Origin of the sequence: Paenibacillus vini (genome assembly GCF_018403325.1) — a bacterium.
GTDB classification, from domain to species: Bacteria; Bacillota; Bacilli; order Paenibacillales; family Paenibacillaceae; genus Fontibacillus; species Fontibacillus vini.
Genome location: NZ_BOSL01000013.1, coordinates 97905 through 119954 on the forward strand (window position 1 = coordinate 97905; position 22050 = coordinate 119954).

Sequence of the window (22050 nt, forward strand, 5' to 3'; positions counted from 1 at the left end):
TCTGTGGGGCTCTTTTCTGTTTTATTGGATTTACTTGGAAAAATTGCGCAAACAGGAGGCTATAAGTTTGATTGAACTCAAACAGCTCACTAAAATATACGGCAGCAAAAAGAAGATGACCACCGCGTTATCCGGGCTTAATTTAAAGGTCAATAAGGGGGAAATCTTCGGGGTGATCGGCCACTCCGGCGCGGGTAAAAGTACGCTCATCCGCTGCATCAATTTGCTGGAGAGACCTTCCCAGGGCGAGGTTTGGGTCGGCGGCACGGATCTCACCAAGCTGGGCAAGCGGGAGCTGCAACAGCACCGCCGGAAGATCGGAATGATATTCCAGCATTTCAACTTGCTGTCTTCGGCTACGGTGTATGATAATGTTGCGTTTCCGCTGACGCTGACCGGCACCCCCAAGGCTCAGATTCAAGCCAAGGTGAATGAGCTGCTGGCTCTGGTCGGGCTGGAAGAGCATCGAGGCAAGTATCCCGCCCAGCTGTCCGGCGGACAGAAGCAGCGGGTAGGCATCGCGCGGGCCTTGGCCAGCGATCCGGATGTGCTGCTGTGCGACGAAGCTACGTCGGCCCTGGATCCGCAGACTACGGACTCCATTCTGAAGCTGCTGCTTGATATCAATCGGAAATTCAATTTGACGATTCTGCTGATCACGCATGAGATGCATGTCATCCAGAGCATTTGCGACCGCGTCGCGGTCATTCATGAAGGCGGCATCGTGGAAGAAGGGCCGGTTACCGAGGTATTTCTGAAACCACGTCATTTCGTAACACGGGAGTTCATCAACCGTGACGCAGCCGGCTCGGCCGGGGAAGAAGGCTTGAAGCTGGCGGCATCGGTGCCTCATCCGGAATGGGCGAGACTGGTGAAGATCACATTTCTCGGCGCCAAGACGTATGAATCGGTGTTGTCCCAGGTGGTCCGGGAAACCGGCGTAAACTTCGCGATTCTGCAGGGGACGATCTCAACGATCAAGGACGTGCCGTACGGCAAACTGACGGTTTCCTTTGAAGGAGACGACGAGAAAGTGGGGCGGACGCTTGCTTTGTTAAGAGAACGGGATCTTGATGTGGAGGTGATCGGGTAATGTGGGGGTTGGACTTTTCTAAAATCGACTGGGCCGAAATGGGCACAGCTTCTACGGATACGCTGCAAATGATGGGCTATGCCACCCTGTTCACGTTTCTGATCGGATTGCCGCTGGGTGTGCTCTTATATACCTTTTCCCGCTCCAGTTCGGCGGTTCTTGGGTGGGTCTATCGGATTCTGTCCCTCATCGTCAACATTATCCGTTCCGTACCGTTCATCATTCTGATCGTTGCTCTAATCCCTGTTACCCGGGCGATTATGGGGGTATCTTCCGGAGTGGAAGGAACCATTCCGCCGCTCGTGATCGGAGCCGCTCCGTTCTTTGCCCGTCTCGTCGAGACGGCGCTGCGCGAGGTGGATCGCGGGGTCATTGAAGCTTCGCACGCGATGGGAGCTACGACCTTTCAGGTCATCCGCAAGGTGCTGCTGCCGGAATCGTTGCCCGGCCTAATCGCAGGCATGACCATTACCGCAGTTACCCTGGTATCTTACACCGCGATGTCGGGTATGGTAGGAGGCGGCGGACTCGGCGACTTGGCGATTCGTTACGGGTATTACCGCTACGAGAAGGAAGTTATGATTGTCTCCGTTATTTTCATGGTCATCCTGGTGCAAGTGCTGCAAATGCTTGGTGACCGGCTGGTGATTCATTTTACGAGGAAATAAGGAAACCTTATATAGATTAAATCCTTATTCAAAAACTATTAGGAGGTCATACTGTTATGAAGAAATGGACTTTTTCGTTATTGACGCTGGCTTTGGTTCTGGTACTCGCCGCTTGCGGCAACAATGCAAAGAACGACAACTCCGCGGCAGGCAATACGCCGGCTGCAGGGAACGACGCCGCGAATACTCCGGCTGCAACCGAACCGGTTAAACTGGTCGTTGGCGCAACCGTACCGCATGCGGATATTCTCAAGTTTATTGCTCCGAAGCTGAAGGAAGAGGGCGTAGAGCTGGAAGTCAGAGAATTTACGGACTATGTACAGCCGAACGTTCAAGTATTCGAAAAACAACTGGATGCAAACTATTTCCAACATCAGCCATACCTTGACGAGCAAAACGCTCAAAACAAATTTGATCTGGTATCCGTTGTCGGCGTGCACGTAGAACCGATGGGTGCATACTCCAAGAAGCTGAAATCGGCTGACGAAATTGCTGACGGCGCGAAAGTAGCGATCCCGAACGATGCAACGAACGGCGGACGCGCTCTGCTGCTGCTTGAAAAACAAGGTCTGATCAAGCTTAAAGAAGATGCAGGAATCATGGCTACTAAAGCGGATGTTACCGAAAATCCGAAAAACCTGAAATTCATCGAAGCTGATGCTGCAATGCTTCCTCGTCAATTGGAAGAAGTGGACCTGGCGCTGATCAATACGAACTATGCGCTTGAAGCCGACCTCAACCCGGTTGAAGATGCGCTGTTCATCGAGGATGCTGATTCGCCATACACCAACATTTTGGTATCCCGTCCGGACAACAAAGATTCCGAAGCGATCCAAAAGCTGGCTAAAGCGTTGACTTCCGAAGAGGTTAAGACATTTATCCAGGATACCTACAAAGGTGCTTTGGTACCGGCATTTTAATAAATGACTAATTAGCCTTAAACGCCTGACCATCCCGCTGCTTAGATGCAGCGGGATATTTGTTTATATACCTGAACTGTCCCGGAGGACGTCGTTGCCCTTCACCGGAAACCCGTTTGTGAGAATGTCTTAAATCTTTTATACTTGAAAAGAAGGTACTGGTGAGGAGGAGAAGGACGTTGGTGGGAAAAGTCGCCCTGATTACGGGAAGCGCCAAAGGCTTGGGCAAAAAAACCGCGTTGACGCTGGCGGAACAAGGCTGTCATATCGCACTGAATTATGTACATAGTGAATCGGAAGCGCGCGCTCTTCAATCCGAAATTGAAAAGCTCGGTGTCCGGTGCATCGCCGTCCGGGCAGATATTTCTCGGCGGGAAGAAATTGAGACGCTCGCAAGTCAAGTCCAGGATAGCCTAGGGACGATCGATATCCTTGTGAACAATGCAGGGCCGTTCATCCGGGAGCGCAGGTTGTTCACCGACTACAGTCAGGGAGATATTCTGGCGATGATTGACGGCAACCTGGTCGGCACGATGCTGCTGGATCATCTGGTCCTTCCGGGGATGCGGGACAAAGGCTGGGGACGGATCATTCATTTCGGGTTCGGCCATGCGTCGGAATCCCGGGCTTGGCCGCATCGCGCGGTGTATGCCGCAGCCAAAACCGGGCTTGTCTCTTTTACGAAAACCTTGGCGGTGGAAGAGGCCTCTTACGGAATAACTGTGAATATGGTATGCCCGGGAGATATACGCGGCCGGAACAAAGAGATTTCCATCGCTGAAGCGCGCGAGCTATCCGACGGAGAAACGCCTTTGGGCCGTCCGGGGAGCGGGGAAGACATCGCCCGCGTGATTTCGTTCCTCTGTCATACGGATTCCGACTTTATTACCGGTAACATCATGGACATTTCCGGGGGACTCGATCCGATTCGTCCATGGGTCAAGCCCTCTTAACTATCGGTAGATCTACTAAATAAAAACACGGCCTTCCGGCGATGCCGGAGGACCGTGTTATTTGTGCTGATGTATATCTTAAAATACTTGTACGACCTCTTGAACGCCTTCTACTTCTTCAAACAGTGCGCGTTCGATACCGGCTTTGAGGGTGATGGTGGAGCTTGGGCAGCTGCCGCAGGCACCCATCAATCTCAATTTGACGATTCCGTCTTCCACGTCGACCAATTCGACGTCGCCGCCGTCACGTTGCAGGAAGGGACGAAGTTTGTCCAAAACTTCCAGCACCTCGTCATACAATTTATCTTGTACGTTTTCACTCATTGTTTTCAACTCCTTTCCTTTCCTATATATTATATTACAAAAACCTTTAAATTTAAATGCTTCACTGACGGGAGAGATACGGCCTGAAACCAATTATTGAATTTTGTGCAAACAATGCCGGGTTTGGAACCGATACGATATTGAACCGACTAAAAGAACAGCACGGCTGTGAAGTTATCGAGTACGGCTGCCTTACGGGCTGCGGCATGTGCTACATGTCTCCCTACGCGTTGGTCAATGGAGAAACGGTGGCGGCCGAAACCGCCGAACAATTGTATGAGACTATTCTGAAACTCATCAAGGAGATTGAGGCGTTAGAATAGCCCTGTTATGATTTCACTCCGGCTTATCCAAGATGGTGCTTCGACATCCACAGCACACCGCTCTTTAGCAAGCGGGGTACCCTGCCGGTAACCTGGGCTTTGCCCATTAAGCCGAATCCGGCTTTTTTGCCGAGGGAGCCTAGGGTTCCCTTGAGTTTGATAGGTTGGAGCTTCGGTGTTTCGCCGCGCCACTGTGCGGACACAATATGCGCAATTTGGTGCCCCTGGCCTTCGGCAGCCTGAGCGCTCGGTGCAAAAGGCAGGCTGGCACAATCTCCGCAGACGAAAACTTCCGGGTAATCCGGGATTTGATAATACTCATCGAGAAGCACGCGCCCTTGACGGTCTTTGGCAACGTTCAGGTTTTGTACAAGGTCCACCGGCCGGATTCCCGCCGTCCATACGGTGACATCCGAAAGCAGATTCCCGTTCTCATGATGGATAACTCCCGGCTCTAGGGAGTGAATCGAGATATGGGACAGCGTCTCCACATCGTGTTCGTGGAACCATTTCGTAACATAGGTGGACACTTTCGGCGGGAAAGCCGATAGCAGGCGAGATCCGCGGTCGATGAGCGCTATGTCCAAATCGGGACGGCTCTCCCGGAGCTCGGCGGCAATCTCGACGCCGCTGAGTCCTCCGCCGACAATGTTGATTTTGCTGTTAGGCTTGGCATTGTTCAGCTTCATATAAGTTTCGCGTACCGCCGAGAACGATTGGATGCTGCAGGAGAATTCCTTCGCCCCTGGAATATTGTGATAATTATCGGTACAGCCCAAAGCAATGACAAGTTGATCGTATTCCAGAGGGGGTTCCCCCTCTTCCGCGAAATGAATTCTCCGATTCTCCAGATCGACGGAGACGGCCTCGCCATACTTGATATTTAGTCCATGATAATGAGGAAAAGGGACCCTTAGCTCGTGATCGGACGCCGTGCCCGCGGCTAAAGCGTAGTATTCGGTCTTCAGGCTTTGAAACGGCATCCGGTCGATCAGTGTAATTTGAATATCCGTAGGAATATGTCCTTTAAAAAGTTCATGAATGATGGTGGTTCCGCCATAGCCTCCACCCAGAATAACGAATTGTTTCATCTCCTCGTATTCCTTTCTGCAGGGGCTGCTTTGGGAGCCCGCTATGCTTTATTCATATACCTGGACTTCGTTATAGAAGGTGTCGCGCTCGACCGGAATCCGTCCGGCCCCTTTAACCAGCCACACTAGCTCTTTCCGGGTTAATCCGTCCGGCGTCAGTGCGCCCGCGGCGTGGCTGATCTGCTCTTTCAAAATCGTGCCATGCACATCGGAAGCGCCGAAGGTCAGAGCTACCTGGGTCAACTGGACCCCGATGTTGATAAAGTAAGCTTTGATATGCTGAATATTGTCCAGCATCAACCGGCTGATCGCGATCGTCTTGAGATCCTCGTATGCTGAGTTCCGGCGCATGATCCCCGCATTTTTGTTGCGCGGCTGCATCGACAACGGAATGAATACCATGAACCCGCCGGTTTCGTCCTGAAGCTCGCGAATCTGGATCATGTGGCGGATCCGGTCCTCATGAGACTCGATCGAGCCGTAGAGCATGGTCGTATGCGTCTTCATCCCCAGCTTATGGGCTGTGCGATGGACATCCAGATACTGGTCCACGTTCGCTTTTTCCACTTTCATTTTTTCCCGGTACTGGTCGGACAAGATCTCCGCGCCGCCTCCGGTCAAGGATTTCAGCCCGGCTTTTTGCAGTTCCGTTAGGACTTCCTTCGTGCTAAGCCCGCTGATCCGTGTGAAAAATTCGATTTCCGCCGCCGTATACGCTTTGAGCGTAATGTCGGGGAAACGATCGTTGAGCGCCTTCAGAGAGTCTACATAGTATTGGAACGGAACGTGCTGGTTATGTCCGCCCACGATATGGAATTCGCGTACGCCCGGAGTAATATGCTGCTCCACGTAGGCGATCATTTCTTCGCCGGATAAGGTATAAGAGCCTTCTTCGCCCTGGTCTTTGCGGAAATTGCAGAACGCGCAATGCGATTCGCAAATATTGGTGAAGTAGAGACTCATGTTTTCGATAAAGTAAACTTTTTTCCCATTCTTTCTTAAATTGACCTCATTGGCTAACTGTCCAATGGTCAACAAATCGTCGCTCTCATATAAGTATACCCCGTCCTCGAGGGTCAAGCGTTCCCCTTGCTTTACTTTCTCAACAATTTCAGCCATTCTTCTATCGATGTTCGTTGTTGCGGTCGTGAACATGACGATACCTCCGTTTCCTTTGGAGGATCCATCCGGATCCATCATTACAGGCATATTAAACCACTTTCCTATTATAAACCCCGTTTTGAAAAGGGACAACACATGGAACAGGCGTAAAAGAAAGACGCTGCTATAAAAATCACACTCGCTTGAGGGGAACGAGGATGTGGAGTATACTTTGTATATAAAGGAGGGGTAACGATGATTGAAATCTCTGAAAGTGCTGTACAACGGATTAAGGAAATGATTGCCGGAGAGGAAACGCCTGATATGTTTCTCCGTCTCGGAGTGAATCCCGGCGGTTGCAGCGGCTTTTCATATAGCATGGGACTTGATGATCAGGAAGGCGAAGGCGACATTTACCAGGATATTAAAGGTATTAAGGTCGTGGTCGACAAGGAGAGCGTCCGTTATCTGAACGGGCTTGAAATTGACTTCCAGGAGTCGGGCATGTCCGGCGGCTTTACGATCAACAACCCGAACGCCATCGCTTCTTGTGGCTGCGGTCAATCGTTCCGTATGCGTAACGAAGAGGGCCGTCCGGAAGTTTGCGACTGATTAACGCAGACACAGCGCGGCTTTCACGGTTTTCTGTTCCGGTGATCTGAACGAAAGCCGATACGGAAGCCACCACGCGAACGGACGTTTGGGATTGCGGATAACAGCGGAAAATTGAGCGTTATCAATCCCGAATCATGTACATTAACAACCCTTAAAACGCCGTTTGTGGGTTGTGGATCACGGCCTCTATTGCGTAAATACACGCGATGGAGGTCGTTTTATTATGCCGTTAAAGAAACGGGAAAGACGCGTACCTAACGGAGCGCGCACGATTCAAGAGTTTCCGCGGATTACGTTTGAGCAGGCGTTAGATTTCGCGGTCGCTGCTAAAAAGGCGGAGGGGCTGCGCGAACGAACACTAATTGATTATGCGAAAAACTACGGGTATTTTACGGATTGGGTGAAAAAGGCGCATCCGGATATTGAATATGTCGACGAGATTAGTCCGCAGATTATTCGGGATCATATCACGTATATGAAATACGATCATATCCGATACGACGGACATAGGAACATAAAGACTGAGGATGTCGGCTTGTCGGATACGTCCGTAAATATTCGGCTTCGGACGTTGAAAGCAATATTCAATCAGTTGGAGCGTGACGAACTCATCGAGGACAATCCTTTCGCGAAAGTGAAGCTATTGCGCCAGGATGTCGACCTTACTAATTGCCTGACGGACGATGAAGTAAAGGCGATACTAGCGCAGCCGAACCGCCGGGACTTCGTAGGCTTTCGGGATTACGTGGGGATCGTGACACTTCTTGACAGTGGTTGCAGGGTCTCGGAATTACTCGGGCTTCGCGCCGGTGATATCGACTTTCAAACGCGCTTTATCGTTCTGTCTGGCGAAATGAACAAGAACCGGAAGCCGCGCATGGTACCGATTTCGGCACACGTTGCGAAACTATTGCTGCAGCTTATCGAAGAGAATAAACAGTTCTTTTCGACGGATCGCATCTTTATGTCATCGTTCGGTGAGCCCGTAAACGCGAATAACTTCAATAAGCGACTTAAATATTACGGGGCGAAAGCGGGTATATCCGGAAAGAAGATGACAGCGCACGTTTACCGGCATACATGGGCTCGCGCTATGGTCCTTAACGGCTGCGACCCCTTCACCATCCAGAAAATGGGCGGTTGGGCCGATATGCGGACGATGCGGCGCTATGTCCAGATGGATACAAGCGATTTGCGCAGGAGTCACGACGAGTTTTCGCCTACTACTCGGTTTATAAAGAAACGGTATTAATTCACGCCTATAACGGAACCCCTCGGCGGGTCTTTGCGTAATCAAACGTAGAGGCTATGTCGAGGGGTTCTTTTTTCGTTTATGGGATGGTATGATTTAGGTAATTTGGAGGGGATACGATGGACATTCATCTTTCGCAGTCAGTTACTACGGGAGACGGTCAAACGGGGCGTCAGCTTATTAAATCATTCGCGGCTCAGCCGATTCCCAGTGTTGGATTTAAGATTAAGGATATTGCTTTCCGAGGTCCTTCGGAGTACGAGGTAGTTAATGTGGTTATAAATTACGAGAATGAAGAATGTTGGGTTCATCTTGAACCGGTATACCTGGAATCAAACGACCCGGAAGATTTAAAAGATTTCATTCGCGAATATTTGATGCGCGGGTGGGAATGTCCTGTGTCCCGTAGGTAATGGTATAGTTTTCATATATTCTATTTTAAAGTGAAGGATGGTGCTATATGAGTTTTGAAGATAAAGTGGAATCGATACTTAGAGTTGCTAACGGCGAAAGAAGTGTTGCTAAGGCAAAGCTGACGGTAGTTGAGGAAACAATTCATAGCCTTGTGGATAGATTAAAGTCTCAAGGAATTGCCGCTAGTGTAGAGAAAACAAAACAAGCTCTCGACACTTGGAAGGTCAATATTGATGGTTATGATTTTGAACTTGTTGGAATAGCCTTGATCGACCTTTCAGACAGTCAAAATATCGATCTTCAAAAGCTGGTAGAGTTAGAGTTTATTGAAGGATTGAAACAGAGGACGGGCCAATACTAGGCCAGTCTCCCGCCTCATTCTTGTATTCGCGCCGCTTTCGACCGCAAGTTGAAGCGAACCTGCGGAATTTACGTAAAATTAAACGCCAGCATATGCGGAGCCTCTCCGTTAGGCTGGCGTTTTTATTTGCGTCAAAATAACGCCTCAACTACGTTCCCCCTCCCGTTTATACTCCTCCGCGCCCAAGATCGCTAATCCGCCGTAAATATAGCGGTAAACGCACGATAAAAAAGCCGCAACCTCAACGGTCGGCGGCCGGTATGTATTCGATAATGTCGTCTATTACAATTACGCGCTTAATTCCTTCCTCGCGAGCAATTTCGTTTAACGCGTCGAGTATATTCACCAGTGTTTCAAGCTTGACTGTTTTTGTCTCCCCCGCAGCTAGGTCAAGAATGGTCGCCGGGCGCGTTTTGGATTCAACTGCGATGCGATTGCGTGTCGTCCGTAGTTCGTCAAGAGTGTCTGACAGTTTAAATTTAATTCCTTTCATGCTAACGCCCCTTTCAATAGATAACTCAATTATATCGCGTAAAACAGGCGCCGTAAAACTTTTTTCGTATGTACTATTGACGTACTACTCAGCGAGTAGTATAGTGTTACTCAAAGAGTAATACGAAATAAGTATAACGGAGGTTTCATTTATGAAAAAAATCATTCTCGTTCCGCTCTATTCCCTCGGATATTACAAGAACTGCCGCACGAAGCTCATCAACGCAACGCTCGGCGGCGGCAGAAACGCGCAGCAGATCACCGTTCATCCCTCGATATTTTACGCGATCTTTCCGCGGCTTAACCGTAAATGGGCGGGGGACTCCGTAGACGCGACGGCCGAACAAGTCGAAGCGCTAGGCCTGACGGTCCCAACTAAGCCGAATTGTTTCCGCGAAATGCCTGCCGTAATGGAACCGGAGCCGACAACGTTCCAAGCGCGTTATGTCTACGATCCGTTTTCCGGTCGCTATGTCGTCAATTTATTGGAATTGCGGCAGGAGCTATCCGCCGGGGCTGACCATTTCCGCCAGATTACCGGGATTTCCGCGAAAAGCGTTCTAGGGTCGATCTCACTAACGCTCTCGGAGGCCGCAGCTATCGGATTTATAGTAAACGAGGAGGTGATCGCTAATGACCGCATACACTCCGAACTATTACCGGCATAAATCCGTTAATCCGCGAATCAATAAACGTAAGTTCAAGACGTTTCTCCGCGCGTTAATATGGGCGCTGGCTATCTTCGTGAAGGAGGTCGCATCGTGAAGCCCGTCCCGGATCGAATCGCGTTTTTCACGCGTAAGGCGAACCAATACGGACGGGCCCGATATGACTTTCTTCGCGGCCAGTCCGCTACAAGACCGCCGGCTCTCCGTTATAAGCGGCTATACGCCTATAAATCCGCGATCGCCCGCCAAATCCTCGCCGAAAGGGGCGTTATTAATGGGTAATATCACTTTTGCAGTTATGACGGAGGTCGCGCTCGTCCGCGGCCCCTACGATAGTACGCACGATTACGAGATTATAAACGGCTATCTGGTCGATGGGCCATCTGACAGCGGTCCGGCCTACGTAATGTATGCGGAAGGGGAGGCGGTTTACTTTACGCTTGCGAATAGACTACTCGACTCCCTATACGCTGTTAATCCGCTCTCCAACAGCGTAGATTTCATTCACGATGAGGAGCGCGAACCGATCGCTGTGATCGCGGAGATCGTCGGCAAGTTGCGGAGTATGTCTGCGCTCGATTACATGCGCCAGTTAGTGCGGACGCCCGGCGATCATGCTATTTACGTCTGATTGCGCCCTCGATGAACCTAGTTTAAGGTGCTGCAACACCGAAAGGGGAGAGGACGCGCGCTGTAATACCGGTCGCTGTGCGGTAACACGGCGGCCAAGCCTTCCCAGGTCTAACCCGTAGTATCCGTGGCTCCAAACGCTGATACATCGCCTTGCGGGACGCTTCAAACGTCTGATAGGCGCCAAACTATCGGACAACCTTCCGGTCGGTAACGCCAATTATCGACCGGGTACGTAAATTCCTGCGGCTCGGAGCGGCAACTCCGGAACGTGAAAGCCGCGATTATTTGATAAGGAACGGAGAGGGTGGCGGATGATTCCGCTCGGGCACGCCTTTTCCGTTTTTGTTTTATACGAGAATGTACGTTCGTGTTTTGAAATGGTTTCAGAATTTTATTATTTATTTTTGCGAAAAGTGTGCGGGGAGAAAATCCCACGGAAATAATACCATATCCGACGAAAATATTTTACGAGAAAGTGTGAGAGATCGCGCGCTGACTTTCTATATTATCGTAGGTGCGAAATTTTCCGAACGTTGTGCGGGGAATGGGCGGGCGTCGTCTTTATGGATAGCGGCAGAGTGTACGAAAGTCTCGCGACCGTCGTTTCTATAAGTAGGGAACCAAGGTGGATAAATTGGACGAAACATGTGCGAAATATAGTGGGCAGCCCGTCGGATATATTAAGAGCCGCAAAAAAGTTGACCGAAGCTGTGCGAAATGGCGACCAGCGGCAACATAGTCAGTGAAGGCAGAAATTCCGCTCACTATAAATTTACCAAAGGGAGACGATGAAAATGGCAATGATGACACGTGATCAGTTCGTAGAAAGTAAAGGCGGTATATGGGCGGCAATCGGTGGGACGTGCAAGAAGGCGCGCGAGTTTTACGGGATATCCGCGGGCGTTGTGGCAAAGGGCATAGGAGTAAGCGTGAGTACGCTGCGCAGATTTGAGAATGGAAAACCTATTCGGTCGGCCCAAGTTATTGAAAAGGCGTACGCGATGTTTATTATGCTGAACAGCGCAAGAGAGCAGGGATTCACGATAGATTCCCTGCCGATCCAATACACCCCGCCCGAGCCGCAAATTAAAATTGTGTGGAATGAAACCGGAGACGACTCGCTCATTTTATCGCGACCTGATGGAGAAGAAATTGCGCGAATCAATACGGGGGACTACGACCTAGACTGCGCACTTGCCATCGATATGTGCGAGAAAATGGGCGAAGCATACTATTTCGCTTACTAAGGGAGGTGCAATCATGAACGAAATGAAACGGCTGGCGCAAATTGCGATCCAGCAGAAGGAAACCGTATTAGCGCGGGGGAGGGGCGGATATTCTCCGTCTCTTCACGACCTATTCCGCGTTCAATTGCGGGAGCTTGGCTCAAAGTACGATAAGGGGACGGCGCGGGATGCGGTATTCTTGCTTCTATATCTCCATGCATATGTGAACGGAACGGAGGCGAACGACTATTATATGTGGGCGTTTCCGACCGTGGCGCAAATTCGCAATGATACCGGGATTCACGGGGACCGGATTAAGCCGCTTTGCCAGATTCTCGAAACCGAGGGGTTACTCATAACAAAAATGATCCCTTGGCGCGGGAATGTAAAGAAGATATATCTGCCGTTATTTTACCCGTTTGAGGAAGCGATTCCCGCAGACGGAGCAGCCTAAATCCGTTTACGGGAACCGTCGCAATCCGTTTATAGGAAAGTAATAAGAACGAAGTAACAACAACGAATAACAAGAATAAATATACCGCTTCGGTTAAGTTCACTAACGTTCACTGAACCTTGCGGGACAATTGATTATAAAGATATTTGACGCGGATAAGAGTGGAGGATATTAATAGATTTTCTTCGCGTTAAAGAGAGATAAACAATAATAAAGGAGCCCGCGATCCGTCTGCGGGAATCGCTCACAACTTATACGGAGGTGCCGTCTATGACTCGAAAGGAAGCACGTAAAGCAGTATGGGAGTTCATCGTTAAGAACAGTGATACGCCCACGGCCTGGCGCGCCGAGCTGGTACGCCAGTTTACGGAGGATTTGTTCGCAAAGGGATGCCCGCGGCTGGCGTTCTGGACGTGGAAAATGACGCATCCGGCGTTAATCCGTAAAGGCGCGGCTCACCAAACGATCGGCGATATCCTCGCGGATTACATAATGAACGTGCGCGAAGTTCCCGAAAGAAAGGAAGAATTTCCAGTCAGTGGTCCGGAACGAAATCATCGCGAAGCACTCAAGCGCCGAGCGCTCGAATCGCGGTTATTGACAGAGCGGCCGGATGAAGGCGATCCGATCGAAATCGGGATATACGAGGATACGTTTATCACGGACAGGCCCGTCGAGGCCGCGCTGTTTGACGAATCCGTTGCGATGACCGGCGACGAACTTATCGGGCGACTGACGCGTATCAAACGGCATCCGGAGGCGTTTATTCGAACCTATGCGGACGGTAGCGCCTGGAACCGTGAGAATACGGTCAAGCGGCGCACGCCGGAGAACGTTAGGCTTGCGATTAATACATTGAATTACCGCCGCGTTCGTACGTGCGTGTTTTGCGGGAACGCCTTCTATTCACATAGTAAGCAACCGGGTCGCGTTAAGATGTGTGAGATTATGGTACATCCACAATATAAGGAGAAATACTTCTGCCAAGTAGAACGTAACCGCGCACAGACGAAATTCAATAAGCAAAGTAAGACCGCGTAATCAAACCAAATTCCAATACTATATAGACGGGTAAACCGTCGGTAACTTTAATTTTTATTTGGGGTCAAAGCGAATATTCTATAAGAAAGGAGAGTTAAACATAATGAATGGATTCGCAATTAGAGCTATTCGGATTAGTAAAGGGATGACGCAGCCGGAGTTTGCTAAGACTTTGGGGATTAGTCCAACATGGCTATGCGAGATAGAGAAAGAGAGACGTCCAGTATCTGATAGAGTGCGCATTCGAGTCAGTCAACTGTACGGCGATGATGACGCGGTTGAGATGATTCGTCGCGCAAAGTTATCCGAACAGCTTACGGTTTAAATTGGGCGCCGTACGAGGCGGCAAATCCTCGGGCATCACGCAGGAAAAATTCACGGCAAAACTGCTAGGCCGCTGATAGGATGAATTTCATGGCTGTTACCATAAGCCAAGAGGGACACGTAACAATCATTAAGTACGCGGACAATAAACGCCCGCTCAAAGTCGCGCCGTACATTGCACGTAGCGCAGCGGATCGCGGCATATTATGGGAGATCCTCACCTTTGTCGAGCGTGAGTCGAACGAGCCGCACCACCTCGCCAAAATGGAAGACGCGAAATTTTACTCGCTGGTCGAGCGCCTGGCAACGCTTGCCTGCCGCAAGTTCTCGCCTATGACGAAATGGGGCGTCACTAAACCGGAAATCCGCGGCATTGTCTTATTCACGTTGCGGGCTGCCGTCGTTGCCGGTACCTGGCCGGAGTCATACGAAGTCACGAGCACAACCTTCGTTCGAAACGGAGGCTACCCCGGTGAATAACGCAATTTGGCGGCTCAACTCAGCATACCTCGCCGGCTACACGGAGGACGCGGAAGTCATGCGCAAGATTAGGCGCTCGTATCCGGACTTTACCGAGTCGGCGACGTATCAAAAGAACGGCGTTATCTATGCGCGGCAGTACCGGATTCCTTCCGCTAGAAAGCGGTCGGCGCGTCACTTGTTCGGCGTACCTTTATCGTAAATATTGCGCAGTTTTAGCGCTCTTCTATCCCGGAGGATATAAGTCCATGCCGGGTTATTTGTCGTGCTTAAATCGCGGGAAATTGCAGAAAAGGGTACCGAATATGCGCTGATTTTACGGAGGGGAGGTTGACGGATGAATGAAAAACAAGACGACGCAAAACGTTACTGTCCATATTTTCGCAGCTCTGACGGATGCACTTGCGCGTTGCTGGCGGCGATGAATAAGACAGACGTGCGGTGCAAGGTTTGGCGCGGTGCCGACTCAATCCGATGTCGATATCTCGATACGCAAGTATGAAATAGGGGATGACGCAAATGACCGTAACCGTTTATCAGTACGTATTCACAGACCGCGATAAGACGCGCGTACATACAACGCTCGTAAACGAGGCTGGCGCGGTACTAGATAGGAATATCGCGACATATGAAGCGTATCCACTCAAGCAGATTGCGGACGAGCACGCCCATTATATGCTCCGCGTATTGAAGCGCAGTATGTCGTTGGATCGCGTTATTTACGATTGCAACATTCGCGGCCGGGTTGAATACACGCCCAGGGCCGGCGGCTTTACTGGTGAAATGACGTACCATCCACGGTTAGGTAAGGTCGAGAAAGTGCGGTTGCAATGGGCCGACCCGTTGCCGGAGGATGCGGAAGACGACGAAGACAAAGAAGCGGAGGAATAAGAATGTTTATCGAATCAAAAACCTGGAAGGGCCTGCCGGCAGAAGGAATGACGGAGGTTTATAGTCGCGTTGTACCTACGGACTACCGATCGCCGGTCGCGCAGCCGGAGCCTAGCCCTAAATTGGAGTCAACCGAGGCAAGTCCTGGACGTTTGACCGGAACCATCATTTTTTATCGCGATGATCGCGGATTCGGATTCATCAAGCAAGCCGCAGGCAAAGACATTTTCTTTCATATAACGGACGCCGCCGAGCCGGGATTAACACAGTTTGCACCGGGCGAACGTGTGAGATATGAATTAGGCGAGAAAGACGGCAAGCCTGCCGCAATCAAAATAACATTAGACGGAGGTATGAAGTAAATGAACAAACCTGCGGATTGTTTAATCTTGCATCGCGTTTATGAAATCGGGTTCTGCGAGTATTCTACGGATACAACCGTATTCATCGACGGAGAGTCGAAACAATTTCAGCGCTACTATTCAAACGTGAAGCCGGACGAGGCCGTCAATTACTCGCTGGCGGTTGCCGTAACGTATGTTCGCGAAACAATCGGCGCGGACGCTGTTCTGGTTATCCAGAGTAACAGGTCGCCATACGTAGACTGGCAAACGTTCAACGCAACACCATACGAAGAAGACCAGGAGGTAACTGCACATGGAAATGAATAACGTTTATATGCTACGCGACCACCACGCCGACCAGTCGCGGAAAGCCGGCTATGTGTATGCGGTTGAGCCCGAAAGGGCGGCGGAGTTAATCGCCGAGGGATACGCGGTTAAGGCGGATTTTCCGACGCTCAACAACTACCAGCTCCAGATTGACCGTGCAGTCGAAGTTTATAGGGAACACGCCGACCGGATCGAGAAGAATGCCGTTATGAGCGCTCATGAACGTCAATATAAGATCGCCGAAGCCCGCGCCCAACTCGACGAAACGGTTGCGATGTTAAAGGCCGGCTACCAAACCGAACTAAAGGCGCTGTCTATCGTATCCGCGCAGAAGGCGTTCAAAACCGAGGCCCCAACACCGGAGGCGCAGGCGTTTGCCGACGGCGTGCTGATCCAGTTGCGGACGAATGATCCGGCGGACGTGGCCGCTCTTATCCGCGCGCAACTGCCGGCGATGGACGGCCCGACCAAAACGGAATTGCTGCGCCGGTTCGACGAAATCAAAGCGCTGGCCGGTAGTAAAGCCGCGCTATTTGACGATATGACCGCGCAGCTTAAAGTCGGTGATTCCGCGCTTGAGTACAAAATTCTAACGCAGATTCAGAAGGACGGTAATGCTGGCGTGGCCTACGATCATCTTACGAAGACGCACCGCACCTACCAGCCGGGTTATCTCGCGGCGGAAGTGTCTGCGCAATATCGATCGGATCGCGAATATGAAGCCGCAATGGAAGCGTTAAGGGCGGGTGAGAGCGAATGAGGACGATCGGCAGCATGGACATTCCGGCAGAAATATCATGCCGAAAGTACAAAGTTGACGAACAATTAATGACGTTTAGCGATATGGCCGCGCTTGAGGAATACCAAGACGAAAACCCTAACGCTTATGTCCGTAATGTTGACGTAAGAAAGGGCGGAGTCATCCAGGCGCAAATGTGGCATATCGAGGAGGTGAAAATGAATGAGAAAACGGTTTAGGCTGCCGCTTAATCTGCAGCTATTTGCGGAGGAGGAAGACCCGGGGGGCGTAGAGCAATCAGAAGACCCAAAGACATACACGCAGGAAGACGTCGACGCGTTGACCGCTAAGATTGTGGACTTAACAAAAACGGTCAAATGGCAGACGCTTGAGAAACTCGGCCTTAGCCGTGAGGAAATCGAATATTGCATCGAACATATCGACGCGGACAACGAACAGGATATTTTGATGGCTATTTCCGAGTTGGGCGAAGAGTTGCCGGTCTTAGTCCGCGTTAAGCGTATGCAGCAGACCAAGACATTCGGAACTGACCCTAGAAAATATTCGCTGATAGGAACGCCCGGTCCCGCACATCCCACTATGAGGGCGTACAGGGAAAAACCGGACCTTACGCAAATCGGCAGGGACGTATACCAAAGTTTGAAATCGCGCGGTAAAATCCGCGGAAGATAAGAGGGGGATTTGTATATGAATGGAACAATCAAAGTCACAAGAACATATTCGGCAAGTGTTGGGCGGTATATGTGGGGCATTGGATTTTCACTTGCAAACGGAATGGAAAAGAGATACGGCGGGTCTTCGGAGATACCAATGGAAGTAGTCGAGCATGCGCTTAAAACAAGTGTTTTTGATTTGATTATCGGCGGTTATTCTGGCGTCAATCTCACCGTAGAACTTCCGGAAGGCGTAACGCTAACTGACGCATATAAGGCGCAGGTTACAACGAAATTCACAGGCGACGGAACAATCGCGTTGATCACATTTAACTAAGGGGCCTTCGGGCCTCTTTTATTTTATATAAGGGGGTCATTTTATCAAGATCACAGACGAAGAAATCGCAGCAGCCGAGCGCGTCGTCCCGGTCGTTCGCCTAATCGAACAAATCGTAACGTACCGCCGGCCCGGTGCCTATCAATTCGCGGAGAACTTTCCTAAGGAATCCGCAACCTGGCGCGAAGTATCGATGCTATTCCGTCAATCACCCGTTATTGAGGTGCGCAATTTCGGCCAGGCAATGGCGGAGGTTGCTGGCGGACTTAGGACGGTGGACAAGGTGGCGCAAGAGGGTAGTCCGGCGGAATCGAAGAGCGCAATAACGGCGTTAAGTCGGTCGTCTAAGGCGCTAAATAATGCGTGGGGAGCGTTTTCGACGCGCTTGATACGCGAGGCGGTGGCGGTCAATGGCGTTTGATTTAGTCGCGAAATTAAAGCTTCAAGATAATTTCTCCGATAAGATGCGTAAAGTTACAAAGATGACCGAAAGGGCAGTCAAAGCGACGGACAGCTATACCGATGCAAACGGCCGCCTCCGTAATGCGCAAGGTAAATTCGTATCGTCCGGAAAGAGCGCGACGAAGCAAATGTCCGCGCTCGAGCGCATGATGCAGCGGGCCAGCCGGTCGGCGAACACATTCGGTAAAAACGCCAGCAACGCAATGAACCGGGCTGCTCGCGGAACTGGCGGACTCGTGCGCGGTATTGGTGCGGTGGCGACGGCGTACCTGGGCGCAAAAGCTGCGGCTGGTCTCTTCGATAAGACGATTGGTGCCGCGGCTCAGTACGAGATGCGCGAGGTAACGGTTAAGGCGATGTTCGGCGGTAACTTTACGAAAAACGCGCAAAAGTATCTCGATTTCGTCGAGGGACGCGCAGCCGTTTCGCAGTTTTCGATGGACGATTTTTTGACTGCGGGGAAATCGTTTATACCGACGACAAAAGATAACGCGCAACTTGCGAAAATGATCAACTTGGCGGAAAGACTTGGCGCGATCGATCCGGATCAAGGATTAACCGGCGCGGCCTTTGCGTTGAAAGAGTTCTTTAGTGGCGATGCGGTTTCGTTGGTAGAGCGGTTTGAATTGCCGCGTAAAGTAATGAATGACCTTAAGGACCTCCCGCTCGAAAAGCAGCTCAAAGAACTCGACAAGTACTTTGATAAGATCGGCGCAACAAACGAGCTAATCGAAGCGCAAGCGGCAACCGGAATGGGCGAATGGCGGCGAGCTACGGCGAAGATGACACGAGCACTCCGCGAAATGGGTACGCAAGGACTGGAAAAGATAAAACCGCTATTACGCGACTTTAACAAGTGGCTTGAAAGTCCGAGTTTCCAGAAATTCAAAGAGGCCGGGACTAAGGCTTTCGCCGAAGTATTCCAAGGTGCGTCAAATATGGTTCGTAAAGCAACAGACTACATCAACACGCACTTCCTGGATAACCCTGAGTTTAAGAAGTTGGAGACGTTTGAAAGCAAAGTCAAGTTTGTGCTTAGTGATCTTGCTCCGGTATTAAGTGACGGCATGAAGTTCGGCGGTGAACTTGCAAGTAAAATGATCTCCGGCATGATTCCGTCAATGACGAAGGGGATTCTGGATAATCCAGTACTTGCCACTACGCTCGGTGTCGCGGCATTAATCGCAAGCCCGACGCCTATCGGCCTTACTGTTGCACTATCTGTAACTGCGCCCGCCTGGTTTAAGGCTCTTGTTGAGGGAGTCTCCCCAACAATCCAGGGACGCGAAGAGTTTAACCGAGAGTACAACGCGTGGCAAAAAGGCGTCGAGGAAGCGTCCAAGCCTGATTATAAAGTTCCGGGAGTAGAAGAGGGGTGGGCGTTTGTTGCTCCAGAACCTAAAACCTGGGGCAAAAATGCTTGGGAAGGGTTTTCCGGTGGTTTTAATTCAATCCGCGACTGGATCAAACACCCCACTCAGTTAGACCTCTCGGGTGTCCAAGGCTCACAATCAAGCGTAAATGAAGAGGCCCGTAAGTACTTGTATATTGGAGGCGCAAAAAAGCCTAACGGCCACGCCGGCGGACTCGACCGTGTCCCTTATAACGGTTATACCGCGCGTCTCCACCGTGACGAGACCGTACTCACGCGTACAGAAGCGCAGGAGTACCGCGAGAATCAAAGCGGAACCGGAAAGGGGAGTCGCGGAGATGGCCCGTTGATTCACATCGCGAATCTGACCGTCCGTAATGATTCGGATATTGACCGGATCGCTCGCGAATTGGCCGGATTACTTGCCGGATAGGAGGCGATACCATTAACGAGATTCAAGTTTTATACGACGGAAAGTATTGGGTCGAGCCGCTCGTTAAATCCGCAGAGTGGTCCGGAGATGTCGCGGAACCCTACCGGACTTTAACGCTGACATTGTCCAATACGCTAAATGGCAAGGAACAGGCCATACCGTTTGAGGTCGGAAAAGAGGTCCGTTTCTACGCGAACAATACCGGTCTGTTTCGCGGAATTATCTTCAAATACGATATAACGGACCGAGGTGAGGCCGTCGTTACTGCGCATGATGAAAACGTCTATCTTACGAAAAACGTTGATACGCGCAAGTTTACGAAAATGACAGCCGGCGCGATTGTCAAAGAGATATGCAAGGCTTTCGAGGTGCCTGTCGGATCGGTTGCCAATACTGGTTATGTGATCCCGAAAATGATTCTGCAAGGTAAGACACTATGGGACATGATAGTAACCGCGCTGACCGAAACGAGAAAGCAAAACGGCCGCAAATTCTCCGTTATGTCGAAGGGCGGTCTTTTGTACCTTCGCGAACGAAAAGAGGAGATAGTCCGCTGGTACTTGGAACGAGGCGTAAACATAACCGGGGCCAACCGGTCGCTGTCGATTGAAGATACGCGTACGGCCGTAAAGGTTGAAGCTGGCGAGGAGAAAAAGCGAAGGACTGCGGCGGCGAAAGATGTGCCAATGATCGCGAAGTATGGGCTGATGCAGCATTATGAAACCGCTGATTCGGATATGAAGAAGTCGCAACTCGACCAGCTCGCTCAGCAACGTTTGAAAGACTTGGCGAAAGTAGGCGAGGAAATCGAAGTGGAGGCGCTAGGGAATACGGAGGTTATTAGCGGAGTTTCCGTATATGCGTTCGAGTCGATGACGAAGACGGCCGGTGGATACTACGTTACCGCGGATCGACATACGTTCGAGGACGGCGCGCACCGAATGTCAGTCTACTTGTCAAAGACGGATGACTTGCCGGAAATCGAATACGTAGACCCGGCGTAATTAAGGCGGAGTCTCGGCGTGAAGGTTGCGCTGCGGCTCCGCTTTTTTTTTGTGCGTGTGAAGTTGCGACAATACAGACGAAAAGCAAGCAATAGGGAGATAACGAACGTCCGGCGAAGATTATGCGAGTATTCTCCGGAGACGGACGTGCACACCGCTTCACAAATACGGCCGAAAATGAGCGAATACACAAAACGGCAATACCGACTATACGCGACTATTGACGCGGCTTCTCGGCGATTTATGCGTTGTGAAATAGTGTGGATTTCGCGTAATCCGAACTCGGTAATGAATACGAATAATCCGCGTAGGTATGCGTTAATCGAAGGGAATAACGTTTCGGATTACTTCGGATATTATGCGGATTTACCCGCCGAAGCGCCCCGGAACGCGACCCCTCGGAAACTTTTCGGAAATCGCGCAAATACCGTGTATATACGCTGCATAAACGGTGTATAATCGCATATTTGCGCAAGTGTCCGAAGAGGTAAATGAGAGAATGGCGTAATGGTGCGGCTTCCCAGGCGCAAGAGTAATACACAAAATGCGCGTTTTGTGAATATGTCCGCGCGTTAATGCGATAAAGTACGACAAGGGGGCGGGGGGTTCCGGAAAGGGCGCGTACATGACCTCCGCAGTTTTCTCGCAGGATTTTAAACGTCCAGAAATAACTGGTAAATAAACGCGAATTGGTTCCGCAAGCCTTGCGCGAACGGTCGCCATTAGGGTATAATTCGATCAACGCGATTATACGCCATAGAGGATCGTGATTAACAAGTACATACGGGTATTAACAATCCCGCTTATCCGCGATAAACGTTGATCTGACGCGGTTTTAGCCAAGCGCAAGCCGTACGCTAGATTTACGATCAACAACCCGAACGCCATCGCTTCCTGCGGCTGCGGTCAATCGTTCCGTATGCGTAACGAAGAGGGCCGTCCGGAAGTTTGCGACTGATGATCCCGCATTAATTTCAACTTAGAGCCTTCCCATAAGGGAAGGCTTTTGTATTTCCATTGTTTTTCCGTAAAAT

General features: G+C 50.7%; 30 protein-coding genes and 1 pseudogene. 27 read left to right on the forward strand and 4 right to left on the reverse strand.

What is annotated here, in order from left to right:
• Positions 1–67: 67 nt before the first annotated feature.
• The 4 genes from KJS57_RS18600 (at position 68) to KJS57_RS18615 (ending at position 3634) form a co-directional block, all read left to right on the forward strand.
• Complete coding sequence (locus KJS57_RS18600) at positions 68–1093, forward strand: methionine ABC transporter ATP-binding protein (RefSeq protein WP_213655932.1); 1026 nt, start codon at positions 68–70, stop codon at positions 1091–1093.
• A complete protein-coding gene (locus tag KJS57_RS18605) occupies positions 1093–1761 on the forward strand; it encodes a methionine ABC transporter permease (protein ID WP_213655933.1) in 669 nt (222 codons plus the stop codon). The genes KJS57_RS18600 and KJS57_RS18605 overlap by 1 nt, the downstream gene beginning before the upstream one ends.
• Positions 1762–1817: 56 nt before the next feature.
• Positions 1818–2681, forward strand: coding sequence for a MetQ/NlpA family ABC transporter substrate-binding protein (locus KJS57_RS18610; protein WP_211026004.1), 864 nt, complete (start codon positions 1818–1820; stop codon positions 2679–2681).
• A 179-nt stretch (positions 2682–2860) separates the two neighbouring features.
• Positions 2861–3634 (forward strand): SDR family oxidoreductase, encoded by a 774-nt coding sequence (locus tag KJS57_RS18615; RefSeq protein WP_213655934.1) that lies wholly within the window; start codon positions 2861–2863, stop codon positions 3632–3634.
• Positions 3635–3712: 78 nt separating this feature from the next.
• Here KJS57_RS18615 and KJS57_RS18620 read toward each other — a convergent pair whose 3' ends face one another.
• Positions 3713–3958 carry a NifU family protein gene (locus KJS57_RS18620; protein ID WP_211026008.1) on the reverse strand — a complete coding sequence of 82 codons (246 nt, stop codon included), beginning with the start codon at positions 3956–3958 and terminating at the stop codon, positions 3713–3715.
• A 95-nt stretch (positions 3959–4053) separates the two neighbouring features.
• Between KJS57_RS18620 and KJS57_RS18625 the strand changes: the two genes are divergently transcribed.
• Positions 4054–4281: a YuzB family protein gene (locus tag KJS57_RS18625; protein ID WP_373316843.1), complete on the forward strand. Its 228-nt coding sequence runs from the start codon at positions 4054–4056 to the stop codon at positions 4279–4281.
• A gap of 23 nt (positions 4282–4304) precedes the next feature.
• On the opposite strand, the gene KJS57_RS18630 is transcribed toward KJS57_RS18625, so the two are convergent.
• Both KJS57_RS18630 and mqnE read right to left on the reverse strand, forming a co-directional pair.
• Positions 4305–5372 (reverse strand): NAD(P)/FAD-dependent oxidoreductase, encoded by a 1068-nt coding sequence (locus tag KJS57_RS18630; protein WP_213655935.1) that lies wholly within the window; start codon positions 5370–5372, stop codon positions 4305–4307.
• A gap of 48 nt (positions 5373–5420) precedes the next feature.
• Positions 5421–6527 carry an aminofutalosine synthase MqnE gene (mqnE, locus tag KJS57_RS18635; RefSeq protein WP_211026028.1) on the reverse strand — a complete coding sequence of 369 codons (1107 nt, stop codon included), beginning with the start codon at positions 6525–6527 and terminating at the stop codon, positions 5421–5423.
• Between the two features lie 201 nt (positions 6528–6728).
• Here mqnE and KJS57_RS18640 point away from each other — a divergent pair, with 201 nt between their 5' ends.
• The 4 genes from KJS57_RS18640 (at position 6729) to KJS57_RS18655 (ending at position 9115) form a co-directional block, all read left to right on the forward strand.
• A complete protein-coding gene (locus KJS57_RS18640; RefSeq protein ID WP_213655936.1) occupies positions 6729–7085 on the forward strand; it encodes a HesB/IscA family protein in 357 nt (118 codons plus the stop codon).
• 226 nt (positions 7086–7311) lie between these two features.
• On the forward strand, positions 7312–8340 hold the full coding sequence (locus KJS57_RS18645) for a tyrosine-type recombinase/integrase (RefSeq protein ID WP_213655937.1): 1029 nt from the start codon (positions 7312–7314) through the stop codon (positions 8338–8340).
• Between the two features lie 119 nt (positions 8341–8459).
• Positions 8460–8753 (forward strand): hypothetical protein, encoded by a 294-nt coding sequence (locus KJS57_RS18650; RefSeq protein ID WP_213655938.1) that lies wholly within the window; start codon positions 8460–8462, stop codon positions 8751–8753.
• A 47-nt stretch (positions 8754–8800) separates the two neighbouring features.
• Positions 8801–9115 (forward strand): hypothetical protein, encoded by a 315-nt coding sequence (locus KJS57_RS18655; RefSeq protein ID WP_213655939.1) that lies wholly within the window; start codon positions 8801–8803, stop codon positions 9113–9115.
• 241 nt (positions 9116–9356) lie between these two features.
• Here the strand turns inward: KJS57_RS18655 and KJS57_RS18660 are convergent, their stop codons facing one another.
• Positions 9357–9608 (reverse strand): XRE family transcriptional regulator, encoded by a 252-nt coding sequence (locus tag KJS57_RS18660; RefSeq protein WP_213655940.1) that lies wholly within the window; start codon positions 9606–9608, stop codon positions 9357–9359.
• 151 nt (positions 9609–9759) lie between these two features.
• Between KJS57_RS18660 and KJS57_RS18665 the strand changes: the two genes are divergently transcribed.
• From KJS57_RS18665 to KJS57_RS26535, 18 genes and pseudogenes are all read left to right on the forward strand, one after another.
• Entirely contained in the window at positions 9760–10275 is a 516-nt protein-coding gene (locus tag KJS57_RS18665) for a hypothetical protein (protein WP_213655941.1), read from the forward strand.
• Positions 10276–10368: 93 nt separating this feature from the next.
• On the forward strand, positions 10369–10557 hold the full coding sequence (locus KJS57_RS18670; RefSeq protein WP_213655942.1) for a hypothetical protein: 189 nt from the start codon (positions 10369–10371) through the stop codon (positions 10555–10557).
• Complete coding sequence (locus KJS57_RS18675) at positions 10550–10906, forward strand: hypothetical protein (RefSeq protein WP_213655943.1); 357 nt, start codon at positions 10550–10552, stop codon at positions 10904–10906. The genes KJS57_RS18670 and KJS57_RS18675 overlap by 8 nt, the downstream gene beginning before the upstream one ends.
• Positions 10907–11702: 796 nt before the next feature.
• Positions 11703–12155 (forward strand): helix-turn-helix domain-containing protein, encoded by a 453-nt coding sequence (locus tag KJS57_RS18680; protein ID WP_213655944.1) that lies wholly within the window; start codon positions 11703–11705, stop codon positions 12153–12155.
• Positions 12156–12168: 13 nt separating this feature from the next.
• On the forward strand, positions 12169–12588 hold the full coding sequence (locus KJS57_RS18685; RefSeq protein ID WP_213655945.1) for a hypothetical protein: 420 nt from the start codon (positions 12169–12171) through the stop codon (positions 12586–12588).
• A gap of 270 nt (positions 12589–12858) precedes the next feature.
• The gene (locus tag KJS57_RS18690) at positions 12859–13629 is read left to right on the forward strand and encodes a hypothetical protein (protein ID WP_213655946.1); all 771 of its coding nucleotides are present in this window, start codon (positions 12859–12861) and stop codon (positions 13627–13629) included.
• 414 nt (positions 13630–14043) lie between these two features.
• Positions 14044–14433 carry a hypothetical protein gene (locus tag KJS57_RS18700; protein ID WP_213655948.1) on the forward strand — a complete coding sequence of 130 codons (390 nt, stop codon included), beginning with the start codon at positions 14044–14046 and terminating at the stop codon, positions 14431–14433.
• Positions 14426–14635 carry a hypothetical protein gene (locus tag KJS57_RS18705; RefSeq protein WP_213655949.1) on the forward strand — a complete coding sequence of 70 codons (210 nt, stop codon included), beginning with the start codon at positions 14426–14428 and terminating at the stop codon, positions 14633–14635. The genes KJS57_RS18700 and KJS57_RS18705 overlap by 8 nt, the downstream gene beginning before the upstream one ends.
• Before the next feature lie 317 nt (positions 14636–14952).
• A complete protein-coding gene (locus tag KJS57_RS18710; protein ID WP_213655950.1) occupies positions 14953–15324 on the forward strand; it encodes a hypothetical protein in 372 nt (123 codons plus the stop codon).
• Positions 15325–15326: 2 nt separating this feature from the next.
• A complete protein-coding gene (locus KJS57_RS18715; RefSeq protein ID WP_213655951.1) occupies positions 15327–15686 on the forward strand; it encodes a cold-shock protein in 360 nt (119 codons plus the stop codon).
• Complete coding sequence (locus tag KJS57_RS18720; protein WP_213655952.1) at positions 15687–15995, forward strand: hypothetical protein; 309 nt, start codon at positions 15687–15689, stop codon at positions 15993–15995.
• Positions 15982–16755: a hypothetical protein gene (locus KJS57_RS18725; protein WP_244861620.1), complete on the forward strand. Its 774-nt coding sequence runs from the start codon at positions 15982–15984 to the stop codon at positions 16753–16755. The genes KJS57_RS18720 and KJS57_RS18725 overlap by 14 nt, the downstream gene beginning before the upstream one ends.
• On the forward strand, positions 16752–16973 hold the full coding sequence (locus KJS57_RS18730; protein ID WP_213655953.1) for a hypothetical protein: 222 nt from the start codon (positions 16752–16754) through the stop codon (positions 16971–16973). Before KJS57_RS18725 ends, KJS57_RS18730 begins: the two co-directional genes overlap by 4 nt.
• Complete coding sequence (locus KJS57_RS18735; RefSeq protein ID WP_213655954.1) at positions 16957–17427, forward strand: hypothetical protein; 471 nt, start codon at positions 16957–16959, stop codon at positions 17425–17427. Before KJS57_RS18730 ends, KJS57_RS18735 begins: the two co-directional genes overlap by 17 nt.
• Before the next feature lie 15 nt (positions 17428–17442).
• On the forward strand, positions 17443–17745 hold the full coding sequence (locus KJS57_RS18740) for a hypothetical protein (RefSeq protein ID WP_213655955.1): 303 nt from the start codon (positions 17443–17445) through the stop codon (positions 17743–17745).
• Positions 17746–18155: 410 nt separating this feature from the next.
• Positions 18156–20012: a hypothetical protein gene (locus KJS57_RS18745; RefSeq protein WP_213655956.1), complete on the forward strand. Its 1857-nt coding sequence runs from the start codon at positions 18156–18158 to the stop codon at positions 20010–20012.
• Positions 20013–20032: 20 nt separating this feature from the next.
• Positions 20033–21016 carry an XkdQ/YqbQ family protein gene (locus KJS57_RS18750; protein ID WP_213655997.1) on the forward strand — a complete coding sequence of 328 codons (984 nt, stop codon included), beginning with the start codon at positions 20033–20035 and terminating at the stop codon, positions 21014–21016.
• An 862-nt stretch (positions 21017–21878) separates the two neighbouring features.
• A pseudogene (locus tag KJS57_RS26535) lies at positions 21879–21974 on the forward strand (iron-sulfur cluster assembly accessory protein); the annotation flags it as partial.
• Positions 21975–22050 lie beyond the last annotated feature (76 nt).

Bases quoted from the DNA above. Each gene is read 5' to 3' on its own strand.
- KJS57_RS18605 (WP_213655933.1), top strand. From the start codon at position 1,093: ATGTGGGGGTTGGACTTTTCTAAAATCGACTGGGCCGAAATGGGCACA.
- KJS57_RS18610 (WP_211026004.1), top strand. From the start codon at position 1,818: ATGAAGAAATGGACTTTTTCGTTATTGACGCTGGCTTTGGTTCTGGTA.
- KJS57_RS18620 (WP_211026008.1), bottom strand. From the start codon at position 3,958: ATGAGTGAAAACGTACAAGATAAATTGTATGACGAGGTGCTGGAAGTT.
- KJS57_RS18630 (WP_213655935.1), bottom strand. From the start codon at position 5,372: ATGAAACAATTCGTTATTCTGGGTGGAGGCTATGGCGGAACCACCATC.
- mqnE (WP_211026028.1), bottom strand. From the start codon at position 6,527: ATGTTCACGACCGCAACAACGAACATCGATAGAAGAATGGCTGAAATT.
- KJS57_RS18640 (WP_213655936.1), top strand. From the start codon at position 6,729: ATGATTGAAATCTCTGAAAGTGCTGTACAACGGATTAAGGAAATGATT.
- KJS57_RS18645 (WP_213655937.1), top strand. From the start codon at position 7,312: ATGCCGTTAAAGAAACGGGAAAGACGCGTACCTAACGGAGCGCGCACG.
- KJS57_RS18650 (WP_213655938.1), top strand. From the start codon at position 8,460: ATGGACATTCATCTTTCGCAGTCAGTTACTACGGGAGACGGTCAAACG.
- KJS57_RS18655 (WP_213655939.1), top strand. From the start codon at position 8,801: ATGAGTTTTGAAGATAAAGTGGAATCGATACTTAGAGTTGCTAACGGC.
- KJS57_RS18660 (WP_213655940.1), bottom strand. From the start codon at position 9,608: ATGAAAGGAATTAAATTTAAACTGTCAGACACTCTTGACGAACTACGG.
- KJS57_RS18665 (WP_213655941.1), top strand. From the start codon at position 9,760: ATGAAAAAAATCATTCTCGTTCCGCTCTATTCCCTCGGATATTACAAG.
- KJS57_RS18675 (WP_213655943.1), top strand. From the start codon at position 10,550: ATGGGTAATATCACTTTTGCAGTTATGACGGAGGTCGCGCTCGTCCGC.
- KJS57_RS18680 (WP_213655944.1), top strand. From the start codon at position 11,703: ATGGCAATGATGACACGTGATCAGTTCGTAGAAAGTAAAGGCGGTATA.
- KJS57_RS18685 (WP_213655945.1), top strand. From the start codon at position 12,169: ATGAACGAAATGAAACGGCTGGCGCAAATTGCGATCCAGCAGAAGGAA.
- KJS57_RS18690 (WP_213655946.1), top strand. From the start codon at position 12,859: ATGACTCGAAAGGAAGCACGTAAAGCAGTATGGGAGTTCATCGTTAAG.
- KJS57_RS18700 (WP_213655948.1), top strand. From the start codon at position 14,044: ATGGCTGTTACCATAAGCCAAGAGGGACACGTAACAATCATTAAGTAC.
- KJS57_RS18710 (WP_213655950.1), top strand. From the start codon at position 14,953: ATGACCGTAACCGTTTATCAGTACGTATTCACAGACCGCGATAAGACG.
- KJS57_RS18715 (WP_213655951.1), top strand. From the start codon at position 15,327: ATGTTTATCGAATCAAAAACCTGGAAGGGCCTGCCGGCAGAAGGAATG.
- KJS57_RS18720 (WP_213655952.1), top strand. From the start codon at position 15,687: ATGAACAAACCTGCGGATTGTTTAATCTTGCATCGCGTTTATGAAATC.
- KJS57_RS18725 (WP_244861620.1), top strand. From the start codon at position 15,982: ATGGAAATGAATAACGTTTATATGCTACGCGACCACCACGCCGACCAG.
- KJS57_RS18730 (WP_213655953.1), top strand. From the start codon at position 16,752: ATGAGGACGATCGGCAGCATGGACATTCCGGCAGAAATATCATGCCGA.
- KJS57_RS18735 (WP_213655954.1), top strand. From the start codon at position 16,957: ATGAGAAAACGGTTTAGGCTGCCGCTTAATCTGCAGCTATTTGCGGAG.
- KJS57_RS18740 (WP_213655955.1), top strand. From the start codon at position 17,443: ATGAATGGAACAATCAAAGTCACAAGAACATATTCGGCAAGTGTTGGG.
- KJS57_RS18745 (WP_213655956.1), top strand. From the start codon at position 18,156: ATGGCGTTTGATTTAGTCGCGAAATTAAAGCTTCAAGATAATTTCTCC.